The organism is Dactylosporangium salmoneum (assembly GCF_039532525.1).
Lineage (GTDB): Bacteria > Actinomycetota > Actinomycetes > Mycobacteriales > Micromonosporaceae > Dactylosporangium > Dactylosporangium salmoneum.
Genome location: NZ_BAAARV010000125.1, coordinates 1 through 18,266 on the forward strand (window position 1 = coordinate 1; position 18,266 = coordinate 18,266).

Genomic DNA, 18,266 nt, shown 5'->3' on the forward strand with positions numbered 1-18,266 from the left:
CCTGCCGCACCTCGATCAGCAGACGTCGATCACCCCGCAACCACCGTCTTTGCGCCAGAGCCGTTCGTTTTACAGTCCCTTACGGGAGTTCTGGCCGCCGACCATGCCTTCACCCGGGGACGAGACGCGCGCACCAGATAATTGTTACCGATATACGTTGCAAATTCTGAGGCGCTCTGGCGGACAGGAAGCGGCCAACGGTGGGGGCGAAATTCACTTCGTAGCGCGAAGATCGCTGAGGAGATCGTGGAGGCGGGTCTCTTCGTAGAGGCCGGCGGCGTCGGGTAACCAGGCGAGGGCGCCGGGGATCTTCAGCATCGCTTTGGCGAAGCCGAGCCCAGCGATGTCTCGGTCGGTACTGATTAGTAGGCGGACGCCGGCATCGGCGAGGCCATGCAGGAGGGTCCACGCTGCGGTCGACGGACGGCCGTATACGCAGACCAGGGGTGGGCAGGCTGCCCCCAGTTCGTCGGCAGCGGCTTCGACGATGGCGGGGTTTTCGCAGACCCGGATGGTGGTGGCTGGGTCCGCGGGTGTCCATCTTCCGCGCAGGCTGCGGGCGGTCAGCCATACGGGTTCGCCGTGGTGCGCGGCGGTGGCCGCGAGGGCTGCCGCGGAAGCTTGCCCGGTGAGGCGTAGTCCGAGGACGAGGACGGTTGCTGACACTTCGTCGCAGAGCACTTCGTGTGCTGCCCATGTCTGGCGCCATTCCGCTGCGGCGAGTGCGTTTGCGGCGGCGTTGGCGCGGCCAGTGTCACCGTCGGCTTGCGGCGCGTCGGAGGCAGCGAGAATGCGGGCGGTGATCCGGCCGAGATCCCGGTCCCGGTCGAGGGCATGCGGGTCGTCATACAGGTGGTCGGCGAGTTCGGACAGGCGTCGGCCTCCGGCGGGGAGCGCGGCCCAGAGCGCGGCGGTGTCGCGCGCCCGGCCGGCGATGTCGTCGACGTCGGGTTTGCCGAGCCAGCGGCGTTGCCGCGCCAGTGTCACGACGGGTTCTGCGATTCCGGCGTCGGCCAGTATCTGGTAGGCGGCCTCGACGCTGGCGGTTCGGGCAGCGCGCTGTTGGGCCCGTTGTGCCGGTAAGTTTTGCAGCGGGCCGCCTCGTGTAGTGAGAACCTGTTCCAGGACGGCGCCGGTCTGCGCGAAGGCGGCACGCAGCCGCCCGAGGGTGACCGGTTTGCCGGACAGTTCCCAGTCCATGCCGAGCCGCCGGCCGAGGTCGGCGCGGTCCTGGTCGGTGAGGTCCAGGTCGAGGCGGACGCGGTCGCCGGTGTCGCCGTTCTCGATGCGGGTTCGGGCGGCGGCCATAGCTTTGTTGGTTCCGGGCAGGCTTTCCCAGTTGGTGCGGGTCACGCCGGTTCCTGTCCATCGTCGAGGACGGTGAACAGGTCCGGTCCGCCGGCGTCGGGTTCATCGGGGTGCCGGACGAGGTGGGCGGCAGGATTGCCGACCGGGACGGGTTCGAGGGTTTCGCCGGCCCACAGCATCAGCGACAGGTCGACGCCGGGCTCGGGGGCGGGCGCGCGGGTGATGATCCAGATTGCGGCGGCGGGGACGTCTTTGGTCGTCACGATGGGGACTGGGCCGGCGAGGAGGAAGTCGAGGTCGAAATCGGTGAGCATCCGCAGCATGGTGGCGCGGTTGGCTGGGTCGACACCTTCGAATGCCTCGTCGAGCCACAGCGGCCGCGGGGCGGTCGGGGATTCGCTGTAGAGCGCGACGAGGGTGGCCAGCAGCGGTTGCAGCAGGGTGACGACCTTGCCGCCGCCGGAGTCGACGCTGTGTGCCTTGCGGGTCAGCGGGTTCCATTCTTTGCGGCCGTCGACCTTGAACATGCAGACGATGTCGAACCACTGCCGGTAGTCGAGCCGCTGTTCGAGGCGGTCGACCCAGTCGTCGTTGTTCGCCGGTCCGGAGTCCTGGGTGTCGTTGAGCAGGTTGTCGAGGAATGTTCGGACCTGGTGCTGGGCTTGTTCGGTGTCGATCGTGCCTTTCTCGAGCGCTTCGAGGACGCTGAAGCTGGCCTGATGGCCTTCGGCGGCTTTGCGTACCAACTGCAGGCGGGTCTTGTTCGCGCCGGTCGGATGCCGCGACAGGACGTCGTTGACGTCGTTGAGCAGCTGCTTGACCTGTTTGAGCCGTTCACGCAGGTGGTCGATAAAGGTGGACTCCAGCAGGTCGGCGTACATGTCGTTGAGTTTTTTGTCGTGGCTGGCCGACAGTTCGGTGATGACGTTGTCGAGGTGCCGGATGGCGGCGTCGGGTTCGAGACGCTCGCCCGCGGCGTCGACGGTGATCAAGATGGTCGGCAGTGGCCGGGTGTCGTCGGCGTCGAGGACGTCGACGCCGCGGCCGCCGGCGGTTTCGAGGATGGCGCGCAGCTCGGTGATGGGCGTGCCGAGGAGGCGGGTCACCGCGGTCTGCACCCGTTTCTGCTTGTCGGCGGTGGTGTCGGGCCAGTTCTGTATCCGTAGCGCTTGCGCTGCGTGCGCCTGGGTGAGTGCGGTCGTGAGGCCACGGGCGTCGGCTGGCGGGAGGTTGCGGGCATCGGTGAGGCCGGCGTCGACGGGCACCCACCACGCCGCCGTGGCCTGATCTCGGACGGCGACCGCGGTCGCGTGTGCGGCCGCGGCTTGCTGGGCGGTGCTGTGGGCATTGTTGACGGCCAGCGCGGCGCTACTTTCGTCGGACCGGGCGGCCGCGACGACCGGCGCGAGCTTGGTGAGCTGATCTTCCAAACTGGCGCCGTGTTCGAGCTGCTGTCGGGTGTCCCGGTCGAGGGAGGCCGCGGCCTCGTCCGCCTCGGCCTTGGTCCGCGATGCTTCGGAGTCCGCGTGGTGCGCGTCCTTGACGGCGCGCCGCTGGTCGGCTTCGGCTTCCTCAGCGGTTTTGTCGGCGGATGCCTTGTCCCGCTCTGCTGTGGTGCGCCGTTGCAGGGCCAAGCTGAGGTCGGCGACCCTGGTGGTCGTGGTGTTCAAGGCGACCGCGACGTCTTCGAGCGGTTCGGCTTGTGCGGGTAGCTGGTGTTGCTGCGCGTAGTTGGCCATCTCCGCGGCTGTGTTCTCGGCCGCGCGTTGTTTCTGCTGGGCGGCGCTGCGCAGCGTCTCGTACCGGGTTTCGGCCTTCGATCGCTCGCTGATGGCGGTGGCCAGGGCCGTCCCGGCGGCGACGGTGTCACCGTCGTCCGGTGCGTCGTCGAGCGCGGCCCGCAACGCGGTGATGCGTTCGGCGATCCGGTCCGCGGCGGCCCGGGCCTGTTCAGCCCTGGTCCGGGCGGCTTCGGCCTGCTCGCGCAGTTCTCTGATCTTGCGGCGGCGGGCGGCGGCCCGTGCGGCGGCCCCGATCAGGGACGCACCCTGCGGAGCCGGGCCGGCGTGGCCGCTGGTGGCGGGGGTACGCCAACGTCCGTCTGCGCACACGGCGACCGGGCCGGGTAGGGGTTGGCCGGCTGAGGCGTATCCGATCCGGCCGAGGATACCGGTGACCGCCGCGGTCAGTTCGCCGGCGTCCTCGGCGGGGGTGAACACGTCGAGCACCGAGCGGGCTGGAGTGCTGTCCACGGTGAGGGCGATGACGGTGTCGTGGCCGTCCCGGCCGAGGTCGTGGACGCCGTCCGGGGTGACCCAAGCGTCGGTCAGTCCGGCGGCGGTCAACGCCGCCTCGAGGTGATCCAGCGTGTCGCTGTCGACATCGGGGAGGGGATCGATGAGACGCCACAGTGGTGCACCGCCGGCCGCCGGGTAGGGCGGCCGGGCACGGCGCGTCCAGCCCGGCTGTGGGACGGGGTCCGGGTCGGTGGCCTGTTCCTGCTGGTCGGCGGCCGCATCGGCGTCGCGGGCCGTTTTCTCAGCGTCCTGCGCCTGCTGCCGGAGGCTGCCGACCTGCTCGGTGAGCGGCCGGGTGAGCGGCTCAAGCCAGTCTGTGGCGATCAGACTGCGCAGGACCTGTCGTGGGTTCGGCTGCGTCGCGCGGTCGGTGATTGCCGTGAGCCAGCCGTCGCGGATCGGCGTGGCGGGCGCGTCGGCGCCGAGGCGGTCAGTCCACCGCTCGAGCTGATCGGACAAGGTCTGCAAGGCGGCGTCAAGAGCCTGCTGCGCACCGGTTTCGACATCGGTGCGGTTGCGCAGTTCGGTGTGGGCGGCAGCGGCAGCAGCCTCGGCTTTGTCCCACTCGGTGTTCGCCTTCTCAACCGCACGCAGCTGTTTGCGGAGCTCGCCGACCTGGCCGAGGCGGAACGCGACGGCGTGCCGCAGCCGGTCGGTGTCCCCGGCCAGCGCCCAGCTGTGCGACTGCGCGCCGAGGCCGGCCAGCTCGGCGATGTCGATGAACGCCTGTGCCGCTTCGCCGACCAGCTTGATAGCCTCCGCCAGCCGAGACTTGGCCGAGTCGCGTTCGCCCTCGGCGGCGGCGGCACGCGATTGAGCGGTGTTGAGCCGGTCGGCGGCTTGACGTTGCTCGGTCGCGGCGAGCTCGGCGATGGCGCGCAGGCTGTCCGCGTTGCCGGCGCGGGTCCGCGCGTCCAGATAGCTCTTTGACTTGAGCAGCGTGGTGTAGGCGGACCGGGTTTCGGTCTCGCGGCGTTCCAGCGTCTGCAGCGTTGCCTGCTTGGCGGCATGGTCCGCCTGGGCTTGCTTGTGGATGGCGTTCGCCGCGGTCAGGGCCTGGTCGGCTGCTGCGACGGCGGCGTCGGCGGCGAGCAGTTCGTCCGCTGCGTACCGCAGGACCGTGTCAGCCCACGGCCGCCACGTCCCGCGCAGATACACATGGATCTGCTCGCGGGCGCGTGTTGCGTCGTCGCGGTCCTTTCCGAGCTTCTGCATCTGTTGCCAGCCGTCGGCGAGTTCCTCGACCTCGCTGCGGGCGACCGGCGGCAACGCCGAGCGGATCTGGGTGGTGAAGAAGTCCGGGTCCAGTCGTTGCCCCAGGTGTGGGGTGCGCAGCGTCTTCAACATCTCGATCACGGTCGCGAACCGGTCCGCGTCGGCCAGGCCGAACAGTTCCGTCGCAATCCGTTCGGCGTACTTGCGCCCGCCGTCGCAGACGACGAAACCCGGCACGTCCCGCAGGTCTTTCGGCTCGGCTGCGGACTGCCTCACGGCGAGGGTGAGCCCGTCACGGACCCGTGCGCTGCCGTGGCAGATCGCCCAGACCGGAGTGAACGCGACGCCACGTTTGGCCTGCGCATACAGCAGCGTGGTGTAGTACTCGGTGCTGTTGTCGGGCAGCCGACGGCCGTACTCGACCCAAGCCCAGCCCCGGTTGATGGACGCCGTGGTGTCACGGCGATCGCGGTCGTCGCCGGAGGGTTCCACGTAGTAGCGGAACGCCTTGTCGGACTGGCCGAACGTGTCGACGTACTGCCGGTCGATCGCCCCGGCGAGCATGATCAGGGTGGTCAGCGTCATCAGGGTCGACTTGCCGGACTGGTTCGCGCCGATGAACTGGGCCCGCCCGTCGGCGAACCAGTACTCGGCGTCTTCGAACTCCCACAGATTGATGCAGCCGCACCGCAGCACCTGCCAGCGCTCACGCACGGGGTCGGGCAGCGCGCCACGGCCAACGGCGTCGCGCCAGGTGGCGAGCTGCTCGTCGGTCGCGCCGGGGCTCGGTGCGGCCAGCGCCGCGAGTTCGTCGGCATCGATCGTCATCCGGAAGATCCATCCTCCTTGGCGTTGGTATCGACGAGGGTGACGTCCGGGTCCCGGTACCGGCCGGCGACCGGAGACAACGTCCAGGACCGGTCGGCGCCGATCCGCAGCAGCCCGAGTTCGGTCAAGCAGTGCTCGGCGTCGGCCCGCACGACGCCCGGAACGGACCGCTGCGGCTTGCTCATGTAGTCGCCGCGCCACCGGAGCAGGTCGGCGGCCACGTCGTCGACCTGCTCGCAGGTCAGGTAGACGGTCCCGTCGGCGCGGCGCACCCCGTCACGGCCGGCGATGTCGGCCATCAGCAGTGCCACCCAGTCAGCGGCCCGGGCACGGGGCCAGTCCACGACGGTGTCCGGGTGCTCGTCGTCGGTCAGCACCAGCACGAGCCCCTCGACGCGTGCCTCCAGGGTGCCGCCGGTCATCTGGGCCAGGTCGGTTGCCCGGAACCCGCGGGCCTGCCGCAGCGCGTCCGCATCGGCACGATCCAGGTCCGCGTAGAGCACAGCCGGGGTTTCCAGCAGTGCCCGCAGCTGCCGCAGCGTGCGGGTCGCGGACGCCTGCTCCGGCGAACTCGGCTCCGGCGAGAGCGCCAACGCGAGCACATCGGGACTGGTCATCAGCAACAACGCGTCGCGGTCCACCTCGTAGCCGGCACCAGGCCCCGACCCGTTCTCGGTCCACTCCTCCAGCAGCCGTTCGTCGCTGGTCCGCAGCTTCAAGACACCCCAGTGCTGCAGCAGGCGGGCAGCGTCGCGCAGCTGCCGCCGTTGCGCCTGCTGCTCCGGGTCGTACTCGGTGAGCGTGACCGCCAGCGCGGAGCCAAGGTCCCGCACCGCGTCGGACAGCTGCTGCAAGGTGACGGTTCCGGCGACGTCCTCGCAGCAGGCAGCGAGCCGGCACACCATCGACAGCAGTCTGCGTGACGGGGCGTCCGCCGGGCGGGGCGGGAACGTCACGGCCCCGGATACCGGAACCCGGAACAGGCGCACCGCCTGCCCGACCTGCTGCACCCGGTACCCGACCCGGCGGGCGGTGTCGCTGAGCTGCTTGCGACGGCGGGCCGCCAGCCGGTAGAGCCGCACATCGGTTGCCGCGGTCACCAGCGGCCGGGCGAGCAGGCCGAGGAAGGCGCGGTGCCCGTCGCGGACGTCCGCGCTGGTGCCGGTGTTCACGCCAGCCTCCTGCCGGCCGGCGCGAGGTGCAGCCGAACATCCGGGTGCACCAGACGGCCCCCATCCGTGATCCGCAGGACGGCAGAAAGGGCTCCCGGGGACGGCGGATCGAGAGTCACCTGCCACCGGTCGTCACCGGTGACCGCGGTGCGCCTGCCGTCCATGCCCGGACGGACACCGCCGGCGGTCGACAGCATCTGCATGAGCAGACCCAGCTCGGCAGCGCTGATCTGTGGCCATTCGGACAGCCGCAGTCCAGACCGCGACATCACGATCGCCTCGGTTGCCGTCTGTGCCTCGGCCTCCCGGCGCGCCCGATCCCGGGCGGCCCTCCGGCCGGCGGATCGGTCCGGAATGCGGGCGGCGGCGCCGGTCGTCGCTTTCGGCCCTTGCTTGCGCAGCCGGGCCTCGACCGGGACTGGATCGGAATCCCACCACGACGACGCCGCAGGATTCCCCGCGGGCGGGGGCGCCTCCCCGGGTAGGTGTCGGGCGGAAAACAGGCCGGTGGCCCCGCACCACAGTGCCCACGCAGCTTCGTCGCTTGGGGCGGCGTCCAGGGCGGCGGCCAGGCTCAGCATCTCCGCGCGGCGCGAGACGTGGCCGCCGACCGCGGCCAAGGTTCGCTGCCCGCGCAGCAGCGGCCCGATCGTGTCCCGCATCTGCCGGCGCAGCTTCCGTGCCTCGCAGTCCGGACCGTCGAACCATTGGCGCAGCGTGCTGAGGGTCTGCGTGTACGAGGTGGCGAGTTCGTCAATCGCGGCGTCGTCCGCGGAAGCGCCGAGGTTGTGCACGGCAGTGCGCCGCCACACCGGCAACGGCGTAGCGGTCAGGGCGGCGACCGCCGCGGTGATCTTCTCCGAGTGGGTGTCGATGCCTGCGCCCCACATGTCGACGTACCGGCGCAGGGTCTCCTGCACCCGCTGGATCTTGTCGTGGTCCGGCGGGCCCGCCAGCGCTCCAGCGAGCCGGGCCTGCCAACCTGCCGCAGCACGCGCCATGGCCTGGTAGGTGGTCTGGATGACCGACCACGCAGTGGCTGCGGTCGTCGGGTCACGTTCGATGCTCTGCTGCAGCAGATCCAGGTTGGCGGTCAGGACCGCCGGCGCAAGAGTGGCCGCGGCTGCCGCCGCAACATCGTGACCAAGGCTGATCACCGCCCGGTGCAGTTCCGCGGCGAACTCCGTCAGCTGGTACCGGTCCCGGTCACGAACGAAGTCCGCGTCGCGGATCGCCTTATCCTGAAAGACGATCACGACGTTCCACCGCTCCAGGCTCGCCATTCGTGCGGGAAGGACGAACGACGAATCGTCGAGGAGCACGGGATCGGCTCCCGACCGAACGACCCGCTCGCGCAGTAGGCCAGGAAGATCGGTCGCGGCGACGCCGGTCAAAGTGTGCTGCTGCTGTTCCAGTAGGACATCGACAATGAGCCGGTACTGCGAAGCCAGCGGCCCAGTCAGGTAGCTGGCCTCCAGCAGACCCCCTGGCAACCCGGCAAGCTGCCACAGATCAACCGCAGCATTGTCACTCCGATCGACCTGATCAGGCTGCATCTCGTTCCCCTTCTCGCTTCCGAGCAGCGTCGCCGACCCACCAGACGACTCCATCTACGGTGTGTATCGATGCTAAACACTGAGAGCAGCTCGGGACGGCCCGGCAGAGACCGTCGTCGCAATTAGGCTGCATGACGCTGCTGCCCGTCACTGGTTCGACCTCACACACCATCCACCTCAACGCATCGACAGACCCGCATTGAGACACCTGCGACTGCCGAAGATGCTGTTCCTCGGTTTGTCGTTGCCGGTTGCCCCGTTGCCGGTTCGGTCGACCGAAGCGCCCTGTTCACTGCAGGAGACCCCGATTGAGGTCGTCGTTGATGATCTGCTCGCGTTCCTCCGGGCTAGCCCAGTGGGCGTGACTGCCGGCGAACGTGCGTTCGACGACGAGGACCTGGTCAGTGGTCTCGGCGATGGAACGCATGTGGCTGATGATCGTGACGAGCCGGCCTTCGGTGCTGTGCGCGGCGAGGGTGTAGAGGGCGTCTTGTAGGACGTCGGCGTCGAGCGAGCCGAATCCTTCGTCGAGAAAAAGCGCGTCGACGCGGCCCGAAGCACGGCTGGCGAGTTCCACGACGGCGAGGGCGAGGGCGAGGCTCGCTTGGAACGTCTCCCCGCCGGAGAGTGTCTTGACATCACGGTCTTTACCGGTACTGGTGTCGACGATGCGGAAATCCTTCGCAAAGCCGAACTTGTCGCCGGTGATGCGGAGCAGGATCTTGCTGGCAGCGCCGACCAAGGCGCGTTGTCGCTGCCGTACAGCGTCGGCAACGAACTTGCCGTCGGTGAGCAACGCGGCCAGGTCACCGAGGGCGGTCACGGCCGGTTCGGCCGCCCGGATCCGGCGGTCCAGTTCATCCGTCAGCGGCTGATGAGCCTGGCCGCGCTTGAGGTCACGTCCGGCGTTGTGTACAGCCGTGCTCGCCGCGCGGATCAGCTGCTCCAGATGGGCGTCGTCGTCTGCCTGGCATTGGCGGCGCGCCTGTTTAGCGGCCTGTTCGGCGTCGCGGGCGGCCTCGAGCGCGGCCTCCTCTTCGTCGCGGCATGCGTCGACGAGTTCGGCGGTCTGCTCGAGTAGACGGTTGGCCCATACCGCCTCGTCGGAGAGTGGGGCGTCTGCGGGGCGTGCCGGGTGTGTGGCGTGTTCAAGCAGGGTGCCGGCATCCATGACGTGATGGGCCAGGGTGTCGAGCTGGCGGCGCAGCGCGTTCGCCGGGCGGGTGATGCGGTTGTCGGTCTCGGTGTCGAGCAACTCGGATGCGGTCTGGAGTTCCTTGATGCGGTTACGGACGTCGTGCAGTTGGCCAGTGAGTTGCGCGAGCTGCTCCTGCCGTGCCCGGGCGCGTTGCTGTTGGTGCGTGATGTCGGCGAGGGGGAGCCCGTGGGCTGGGCGGAAGGCGTGAGGGATGCCGCGTGCTGCCCGGTTGAGTTGCACGATGAACGCGTCGTGGTCAGCCTGGGCCTGCTCGTACGCGGCTTGGAGGCGGGTCAGCTCTGCTTCGCGGACAGCGACCTCCGACTCGACGCGGGTGTTTCGGTCCCGCGCCTCGGTGTACTCGTTCTCGGCCTGCTGCTGTTCGGTACCGGCGATCCGGCTCGCCGTGGCGTGGTCGTGCAGGAGCCGCTCGTCGGGCGTGGTCGGGTCGATGTCGCCGAACACGGCATGGAGGTTTGCTGTTGCCAGTTCGAGGTTGGCGCCTGTGGTTTCGACCTCGCCCAGCGCGCCCGCCAGCGTCTCGTCCTCGGCGAGCTTGGCTCGCTCGGCCGCCCTGGCCTCCTTGGTGGCGGCCTGCGTCGCGGCCTTCCGTGCTGCGCGAAGTGCTGTCGTGACGGCCGCCGACGCGTCGTGTTCGGGGGCGACGAAGTCTTCTGGCAGGTCCCGTCGGCACACCGGGCATGCGTCGCCGGGACCGCATCCGTCCGCGGCAACCGCGGCTGCGTGCAGTCGGCGCAGGCGGAGGTCCTCGGCCTCTGCCGCTTCGACCGCGAGCTCGGCCTTGCGGGCCTCGGTAGCCGCGGCTTCGGCCAGTGTGTGCAGCTCGGCGACCTCGTCGCGGCAGGCGGTGAGACGCTCCGCGGCCTGCTGAGCAGCGTCGGCGGCCTTTCGGAAGTCGGTGATTGTCGTTGTGGCCAGGAGGTGGGCTTCCTCGGCGGCGGTGACTCTGCCTGACGCTGCGTCCAGAGCCTGTCGGGCCTGTGTGGCCGCCGCCTTGTGCTCGGCGGACTCGCCCTGGAGGCTTTCCAGCATGGCTTTGTAGACGCTGACCTCGCGTTGCTCGTTGCCCAGCCGCTCGGCGCGAGCGTCGAGTAACGGTATCTGCTCGACCAGGTGTGTGAGGGTGCTGACGGCTGATGCCGTCTTGGCCACGCCCGCGCCGTCGCGGTCAGCCTGATCAAGTTCGGTTTGGTGCCGTTGCGCGTCCTGGTCGAGGGTTTGCCGTTCCCGATCGATCTGTGTGCGCCGCGCGGCGATGTCCTCGACGGCGGCGAGCAACGTCTGATACGTCGCTGCCACATCGGCGGGTGTCGCGTCGGTCAGTCGGCCGCGGGCCTTGGCGACCGCGGCGTGGCGAACACTGGCGTTGGCCCGGGCTTCCGCGGCCTTGGCCACCGCGCTCTGTGCGGTCTGCAGGGTATTGAGCCGGATCTGGGCGATCTGCTGACGTTCAGCCGCCTCCAGGATCGTCGCCGCCGGATCAGGCAGAAACGCGGCGCGGCGTTCGCGGTAGTCACCGAGGCGTCTGGATAGCCGGGAGTGCAACGTGACGGCGTGCTCGCGAACGCTGCTGAGCTGGTCGAGCCCGAGCAGCGACTTCAGAATGCCGGTCCGATCTCGATCGCCCATGCGGAGCAGTTCCTGAAAGCGGCCCTGCGGCAGGATGACGGAGCGCAGGAATGTGTCGTAGTCCAGGCCGATGATGCGCCGCACGTGGGCAGTGACGGCGCTGGCTCCGGTGGCCACGACGGTGCCGGCGTCGGCGTCGATCAGCTTGTGCAGTGCGGCACTGCGGGTGCTGGTGGAGCGTTCGATCCGCCATACCTTGGTGCCGGCCTGGAAGGTGAAGGCCACGCTGAGGGTGCCATCTCCGCTGTGGGAGATGAGGTCGGAGACGCTGCCGCCAGCCCAGCTGCACCGGTTGTACAGGCTGTAGCACATGGCATCCAACAGCGTGGACTTGCCGGCTCCGGTGTCGCCGAGGATGGCGATGAACGTCTTGCCGGTGAAGTCGACGCTCTGGCGTTCGACGTACGAGCGCAGTCCGGCGAAGGTGAGCTGCAGGGGCTTCATGCGAGGGCCTCTTCTTCGGCGGGCACGGTGAACGTGCTGAGGTCTTCGCTGAGCAGTTCCTCGGCGGGCAGGACTGGTGGAAGTTCGTCGTCGGCTTGGTGCAGCAGGGTGCTGAACAGTTCCAGCACATGTCCGGCGTTTGCCAGGGGTGTGCGGTGCTGGGCGAGGTAGGTGCTGAACATGGTGACGTTGTCGGGTTCGCTGTCGGGGGCGGTGTCGGAGGTGATGAGGTCGAGTGTTCGGTCCGCGGCGTCCTCATCGATCTGGACGATGGTGGCGTCGGGGAAGAGGGCCCGGACCTGGCGGGACAGGTTCGGGTCGTGGGTCGGGGTGCGTGCCACGATGCGGCAGATCTCGTTCGTGATCGAGCCCGCGTGGACGCGAAGTTCGTCGAGCGTGCCGGATGGGATTTCGAGCCGTCGGCCGGTCTGCAGCGGGATGCGGTCGATACGGGTCGGGGCGCCTGGTTGCAGGTGGGCTATCACGACGCTTTTGGTCTCGCCGACTTCGCCGAAGTCGAGTTGGATCGGCGAGCCGGCGTAGGCGCCGACCACGCGGCCGGGCAGGTCCTGGGGCTTGTGGATGTGTCCGAAGGCGGCGTAGTCCACCTGGGGGATCTGGTCGGGGTCCATGGCGTAGAAGTCGCAGGTGTGGTTCGGGTTCTCGGTGCGGGACGGGATGCTGCCGGCGAGGTATTGGTGGGCTGCGAGCACGCTGACGTCTCTGACGGGGTCGAAGTCCTCGTGCAGGCGGTGCAGCAGTTCGCGTTGGACGGCGGCGATATGGTCGGCATAGGCCCGGCGCCGGGTCGTGGGGTCGTCGAGTGCGGTGATGATGCGGTTTGCGGTGATGAACGGCAGGGCGGCGAGGTGCAGGCGGCCGTCGCCGATCGGAAAGCGCCGTATGGTTCCGGCGCGTGCGGCGTCGGGGTCGGCGACGATGTGGATGCGGTCGCCGTAGCGCAGCAGCCCGTGAAGCCAGTGGAGCAATACCGCCGAGTCGTGGTTGCCGGAGATGACGACGACGGGGGCGATCTCCGATAAGGCGCGGAGCACGTCGGTGGCGTGCTGCATGGCCTGCACCGGCGGTCGGTGCTGGTCGAAGAGGTCCCCGGTGTTGAGGATGAGGTCGGGTTTCTTGGCGGCGGCGGTGTCGACGATCTCGGCAAGGACTCGTTCGTGGTCTTTGACGCGGCTGTGGCCCCAGGTGGTTTTGCCCAGGTGCCAATCGGAGGTGTGCAGGACCTGCGTGGACGTTCGCGGGACATTCATCGTGGCCTCTGGTAACAAGGGGCGGTGCCGGCTCGGCACGGCTGGTGTGCGGGCAGGAGGTACCGCGCGATCAGGTCGAGTGGAGTCCTGATCGCGTTGCGTGCAGGGTTGTGCGGGCCTAGGCCGCTCGTATCCGGTGGCGCATGAGGTGCTCGAGCATGGCGTGATTGGCTTCCCAGCCGTCGGGGAACTTCGGCTTCGTGTTGAGCGGCACCGGGTCGACCGACGGGTGCGTGTCGAGGAGTTCGGCGATGCCGGCCCGTCCGACCACGATGCAGGCGTGGCGGTGTCGGGAGGTGAGCACGCATAGCCGTCCGGACTCCAGGTGGAATGCGGTGGCGTCCCGGCGACCGGACAGCGGGTGCAGCACCACCACGACGTCGAACTCGGCACCCTGCAGCCGGTTGGCGGTGTCGACGCGGATGCTCCGATGACCGGTGCGGGTCAGTTCATCCTTGATGGCCGCAACCTGATCCCGGTGCGCCGCGCCGATTGCGATCCGGTCGGGGCGCAATACTGTGCCGTCCGGCTGCTCCTGCGATTGGACCGTAGCGCCGCGTTCCAGGCTCCGGACCGCCAGCGCGGCAACATGTTGGACCGCCTCCGCGTCGGTACGCAGCGTGTGCCGGGCGGGGAGCTCGAAGTACGCCCATCCCGACTCGGTCGCCTGTTCGATCGCGTGGTCGTGGACGCTGCCGAACCCTCTGGTCGGCAGCCACATCCGCCGCGGTCCCTGCTCAGGCGCGGACTCGAACGGCACATGCGGGTAGAACGCCGCCGAGACCGGCGCCGCCGCTGACGGCGACAACCGCCACGAATACGGCAGTTGCAACGTTTTGATCGTGGGGTTGTTCGCGAGCATGGCCGCCACGGCGCTCTGCATCGGGTCCCAGGGCAAGCCGGTCCAGCGCTCGACGTTGACGACGGAGAACGGGTCGAGCTGGCCGGGGTCGCCGACGAACAACGCCCGCTCAAAGATCATCTCAAGGCGCAGGAGGGTGTCCGAGCGCATCTGGTACGCCTCGTCGATGACGGCCCACGGCCCGCGTTGCTCGACGACCGGGTCCAGCCACTTCGCCGCAGTCGCGACAACGATGGGCACGCCAGCCAGGTCGCGAAGCTGCTGGCGGATGAGGATTCCCTGCCGCCGCAGCCAATCGGGTGGCAGATAGTCCCGTGCGGTGTAGCGGCCCACCACGATGCCTGGTGCGGTCTCGGCGATCCGCCGTACGAGTTCGTCGACTTGGGCGTTGGTCTGTGCCACCACACGCACGGACTCGCCAGCGGCGGCCAAATGCACGGCGGTCCGCACGACGGCACGTGACTTACCTGCACCGGGGGGCGAGTCCAGTACAACCCCGCGGTGCGGGCCGGACTGCAGTTGCTCGATGGCATCCGCCACAACGTCCGAGACTGCCGGCGCGGTCATTGCCACTCCTCCACAGCGTCCTCATCGGTGGGTACATAGTCGGCGGGTGGACCGCCATGGGTCCACGGTGTGTCGGCTCGCCCCGGAAACTGCGGCATCGGTCGAATCTTCGTGGTGAGCCGGCTGTAGCAGACCTGCTCGCCAACCTCCGGCACACTGCCCGGCTCCGGCTCGGGCCCCCGGCCCATACCCTCCGACAACTCCAGGACCACCTCCAGCCCGCCACGCAGTTCACTGACGGACAGCAGTTCGGCCTTCTGCCGTATCCGCGTCGGACTGCACAGCCGCTCCTCGCCCGCGGTGAGCCGCACCTGGTCGGTCGTCTCAACGGTGATCAGCGGTCGTAAGCTCCGGCCGACGCGCCGGTTCGGCTCGGCCGCAGTCACGGTCCCGGCGAACGCCTCGCCCACCATCCGCGCCTCAGCCATCACGAGAGGATCGTCGAATGCCCGCTGCGCCTCGTAGCGGGCATGCGCCCGTTCCAGCTCGTACAGCCGCTTCGCGGCGGTCACCGCCGCATCACGTTTCGGCTGAGCGGCCGGGCTGTTCTCGATCCACTCGGCAGTTCGTGTGAACGCGTCCAGATCGTCGCCCCACCGCTCGGCGACATGACTGCCGGGATCCAGCGAGGCCAGCACGTCAATCGCCCGCCACACCATATGCCACGTGCCGATCAGCTGACCGCGCAACGCCGACTCGATACGAGCCTCCACCCGGGCACATTCCGCTCTGCTGCTGACGTTCTCGTGGTAGCGACGGATCAGCGGGGCCAGCACCGTGTTGTCGAACGTGGGATCCGTGGCCGGACCGGCCGGAGGGTGATCCACCGGGTCTTCCGCTGCGAGGGCAGCGTCGCTACCGGTGCCGTGCTCGCCCGTGTCCAGCCACGCCAGGATCGTGCCCAGATGCTCATCTTCCTCGTGGCTCTGTCCTGTCGCCCAATGCGCTGACAGCGCTGCCGTGGCCGGCACTAGCAAACTCGAGCCCGGATGCTGGAACCGGTCGGCATAGAACGTCAGCCACTTGCCCATGCGCGGGACGTTCGCCGGTACTCTCCACGGGCCTGCGGTCCTGCGGAACCTGGTGGACCGACCGAGCATCCGGACGAATTCCACGCCAGCGCGGTTGGGCACCCATATTTGCGGTGCGTCCGCGCAGCGACGCCGTCCATCAGCTGACTGTCCGGGTGCGGGAGGCTGATGGGCGACCTTCGGCGTGAGCTCGGCGAACAGCAGCCGAGCCAGGTGATGGGCGAAGGCGAATCGTTGATCGCGGTTCCTCGGCTGTGCCACGACGAGGAGACGTGGTTCGCTCCGGTCGGTGCCGATCATGGCCGCCATCGGAGCACTGGCTTCGCCGGCCATCTTCAACGGCACGAACACCAGCGGTGTCGCACTGATGTGCAGGTGGCGGACCGTCGTGATCCGTTGTGCTTGTTCTCGATCCACGGCCAAAGCGCGCCCGAGGGAGGTCAGCAATGTCACGCCGCGCCGCCGAGGAACGCGGTTCGGTAGCTGTATGCGAGCTGCAGCAGGCGCGCGTGTTCGGCTTGGTCTTCCGCCGGTATGCGGGTTCCGGTGGCGAGGCCGACCACCTCCGCCACTGACTCCAACCCACACAGTTCTTCGCGGACCTGCCGCCCGAGCGCCGCCGTTGACCCCCGTTCCTCGCTGCGACAGAACTTCGCCATCTCGCAGGCGCCAAGGCACTGCGGTACGTAATGCGCCTCGATCGTGCGTAGCGTGGACTTGAGCTCCTCCGCCGGTCGAGGGTCGAGCTGCCGGGGGTCGCTCCACCGATCCAGCGTCGCGTCGGCCGGCATCATGGCGACGATAGAGTCCAGGCGCTGCATGCGTTTCAGCTGTCGACGGACCGCGTTGACATGGTTCGTCACGTCGATTTTGACGGCGACCGGTCTGTTACTGAAGTCCTGTGGGCAGACCAGCACGACCTCCGATGCGACGATTTGCTCGCTGAAGCCGTGGGAGCGAACCATCTCCCGCATGGCGTGCACGTAAACGGCGGCCTGCAATTCCGCGGCGGCGACCGAGGCGGCCGGCGCCTGGCCGTCGACGACAGCGAACGACTTGATTTCCACGATGTAGAACTTGCCCGCGAACCGGAACGCGATGAGGTCCGGCTCTAGGTGGACGGGGTGGCCGCCGATCGTCAGCTCTAGCATCGGGTGGTCGAACAGCGTGCCGCCCTCATCGACCAACGAGCCGGCCTGGGTGAGCAGCTGGACGGTGTGGCGGTGCCGCGCCGCGGGACTCGCGTTGCCGCCCACCGTCTCAAGGTCGTCGTAGGACACCTCGGCCAGCTCCAGTTCGAGCTTCTCGCGCAGAAGCGTCAGCAGTTGAGCGCAGCCGTTGGCTTTGACCTGTGCCTCGAAGGCAGTGCCGCGACTCAGCGCGAACTGTGACTGGTCCGCCGGCATGACGAAGCCGATCGCCGAGCCGAGTAACTGCTTGTCAATGCCTGCAGCGTCAAGAACGCTCCTGCGCCGGCAACCAGGGTTGGCCGTGAGCGCGGCGATTGACCGAGCGTTGAGGTTCTTGCGTTTCTCTGACCCCCGCAGCATGTCGAGCCGCGTTTTGAGATCGTGCACGTGCCCTTCCTTCGCGTGGAAGTGCGATCAAGCAGGAAGCTGTGGCATCTACGCCTCGCTCGCGGTCGCCGAGGCGACACTGAGTGTGGAGCCGAACATCTGCTGAAGATCGCTGAGCTGTTCTATGGCCCGCCGACCAGCCGCTTCGCGGTGCGCCTGATCGGTGTCCTCATGAAGTGCAAGCTCCGTCAGTGCCGCGTCCTCGACAGCGTCCGGCGTCATGGACTCGAACGAGTGCGCCCCACTGGGAATGTTGGCAGCGAACTCCCACAGCAGGCGTCGCGCAGGTAGCGTCGCCCACTCCGGCCGCCGCAGGTGTCCAGCTATCCGTACGGCCGCCTTGAGGAAATGCACCCGCGGGCTTAACGGGCCGACGATCCGCGCGGCCATCGGCCACGTTGACACGGCCAGCAGTCCTCGCGCGGGCGACAGGCGATCGGCCGTTAGCGCCGCGCACAGGTAGTAGGGCCGTACGTGTGGGTTGGTCTTGAACGAACGCTCCTCGTCGCGCCGGAGGCTCGTCAACTGCGCGCTGGCAAGCGTCCCACCGAACAGCGCGCTGTGAAGAGCGACGATCAACTTCGGGGCCGCGGGAACGTTGAGGAAGGTCAGGGCCTGGTAAGCCTGATCTCGAGCCGGCAGGAGCGGCGTCGTCGGCGTTTCCACTGCATCGTCGAGCGGATCGGGTCCGGCGAGAGCCGCGACGGCGGCGTCCCACTCCGCTTCCACCCTGCTCAGTTCGGCGCGCAACCGATTCGCCTTGGAGCGGTCACCAGCCATCGCGGATCGTCGCACCTCCGCTCGGAGGTCGTCGATCCGCTGCTCGAGAGCGTCCATCGAGTCGGTCACGAGAAGGACGTTACCTCTTCCAGACCACGCCAGCAAGTTCCTAGGTTTTCCAGATTTAATCTCCTTCACTTGATCTCGACAGCGACAAGCCGCAACGAGCGTAGTGAGGAGTGCAGGCTCGAGACAGTGGCCGTCCGACCGAACCCGAACGAGTAGATCCGGTCGATCGGCCCGTCCGGGCCGTGGCATCTCAACGTCCCAGGCCGCCGAGCTCAGCAGCAAGCCAACGTCATCAGCCCACATCGGCCGCTACTGCTGGCTTCCGGATGCCTGCCCTGAACGCGCCTTCATCATCGTCGTCCGCCTGACCACCCTCGGCCGACAAGCCGGAACCGTGTCCACCACCGCGCTACCCGGGAGTCGCGCTGGTCCAGCGCCAGCTCGGCGGAGTGTGACGACCCGCCCACCTGGTTCGAAGCGCCGTACCCGTTTCGAGGCCAC

Annotated in this window: 10 protein-coding genes; all 10 read right to left on the reverse strand. The window is 68.5% G+C overall.

All coding sequences use genetic code 11. The annotated features are described in order from the left end of the window. Positions 1 to 213: 213 nt before the first annotated feature. The 10 genes from ABD352_RS52670 to ABD352_RS52715 all read right to left on the reverse strand — a co-directional run bounded on the left by ABD352_RS52670 (position 214) and on the right by ABD352_RS52715 (position 17,825). Positions 214 to 1,353 carry a TIGR02679 domain-containing protein gene (locus tag ABD352_RS52670; RefSeq protein WP_344620232.1) on the reverse strand — a complete coding sequence of 380 codons (1,140 nt, stop codon included), beginning with the start codon at positions 1,351 to 1,353 and terminating at the stop codon, positions 214 to 216. Further along, positions 1,350 to 5,648, reverse strand: coding sequence for an SbcC/MukB-like Walker B domain-containing protein (locus ABD352_RS52675; RefSeq protein WP_344620233.1), 4,299 nt, complete (start codon positions 5,646 to 5,648; stop codon positions 1,350 to 1,352). Before ABD352_RS52675 ends, ABD352_RS52670 begins: the two co-directional genes overlap by 4 nt. Continuing rightward, a complete protein-coding gene (locus ABD352_RS52680; RefSeq protein ID WP_344620234.1) occupies positions 5,645 to 6,820 on the reverse strand; it encodes a TIGR02678 family protein in 1,176 nt (391 codons plus the stop codon). The genes ABD352_RS52675 and ABD352_RS52680 overlap by 4 nt, the downstream gene beginning before the upstream one ends. Then, positions 6,817 to 8,376, reverse strand: coding sequence for a DUF2397 domain-containing protein (locus ABD352_RS52685; RefSeq protein ID WP_344620235.1), 1,560 nt, complete (start codon positions 8,374 to 8,376; stop codon positions 6,817 to 6,819). Before ABD352_RS52685 ends, ABD352_RS52680 begins: the two co-directional genes overlap by 4 nt. A 289-nt stretch (positions 8,377 to 8,665) precedes the next feature. Next, complete coding sequence (locus ABD352_RS52690) at positions 8,666 to 11,668, reverse strand: AAA family ATPase (protein WP_344620236.1); 3,003 nt, start codon at positions 11,666 to 11,668, stop codon at positions 8,666 to 8,668. Continuing rightward, positions 11,665 to 12,939 carry a metallophosphoesterase family protein gene (locus tag ABD352_RS52695; protein ID WP_344620237.1) on the reverse strand — a complete coding sequence of 425 codons (1,275 nt, stop codon included), beginning with the start codon at positions 12,937 to 12,939 and terminating at the stop codon, positions 11,665 to 11,667. Before ABD352_RS52695 ends, ABD352_RS52690 begins: the two co-directional genes overlap by 4 nt. A gap of 118 nt (positions 12,940 to 13,057) precedes the next feature. Then, on the reverse strand, positions 13,058 to 14,368 hold the full coding sequence (locus ABD352_RS52700; RefSeq protein ID WP_344620238.1) for an AAA domain-containing protein: 1,311 nt from the start codon (positions 14,366 to 14,368) through the stop codon (positions 13,058 to 13,060). Further along, entirely contained in the window at positions 14,365 to 15,852 is a 1,488-nt protein-coding gene (locus ABD352_RS52705) for a hypothetical protein (RefSeq protein ID WP_344620239.1), read from the reverse strand. Before ABD352_RS52705 ends, ABD352_RS52700 begins: the two co-directional genes overlap by 4 nt. Beyond that, complete coding sequence (locus ABD352_RS52710; RefSeq protein WP_344620240.1) at positions 15,849 to 16,976, reverse strand: hypothetical protein; 1,128 nt, start codon at positions 16,974 to 16,976, stop codon at positions 15,849 to 15,851. The genes ABD352_RS52705 and ABD352_RS52710 overlap by 4 nt, the downstream gene beginning before the upstream one ends. A 48-nt stretch (positions 16,977 to 17,024) precedes the next feature. After that, the gene (locus tag ABD352_RS52715) at positions 17,025 to 17,825 is read right to left on the reverse strand and encodes a hypothetical protein (protein WP_344620241.1); all 801 of its coding nucleotides are present in this window, start codon (positions 17,823 to 17,825) and stop codon (positions 17,025 to 17,027) included. Between the last annotated feature and the right edge of the window lie 441 nt (positions 17,826 to 18,266).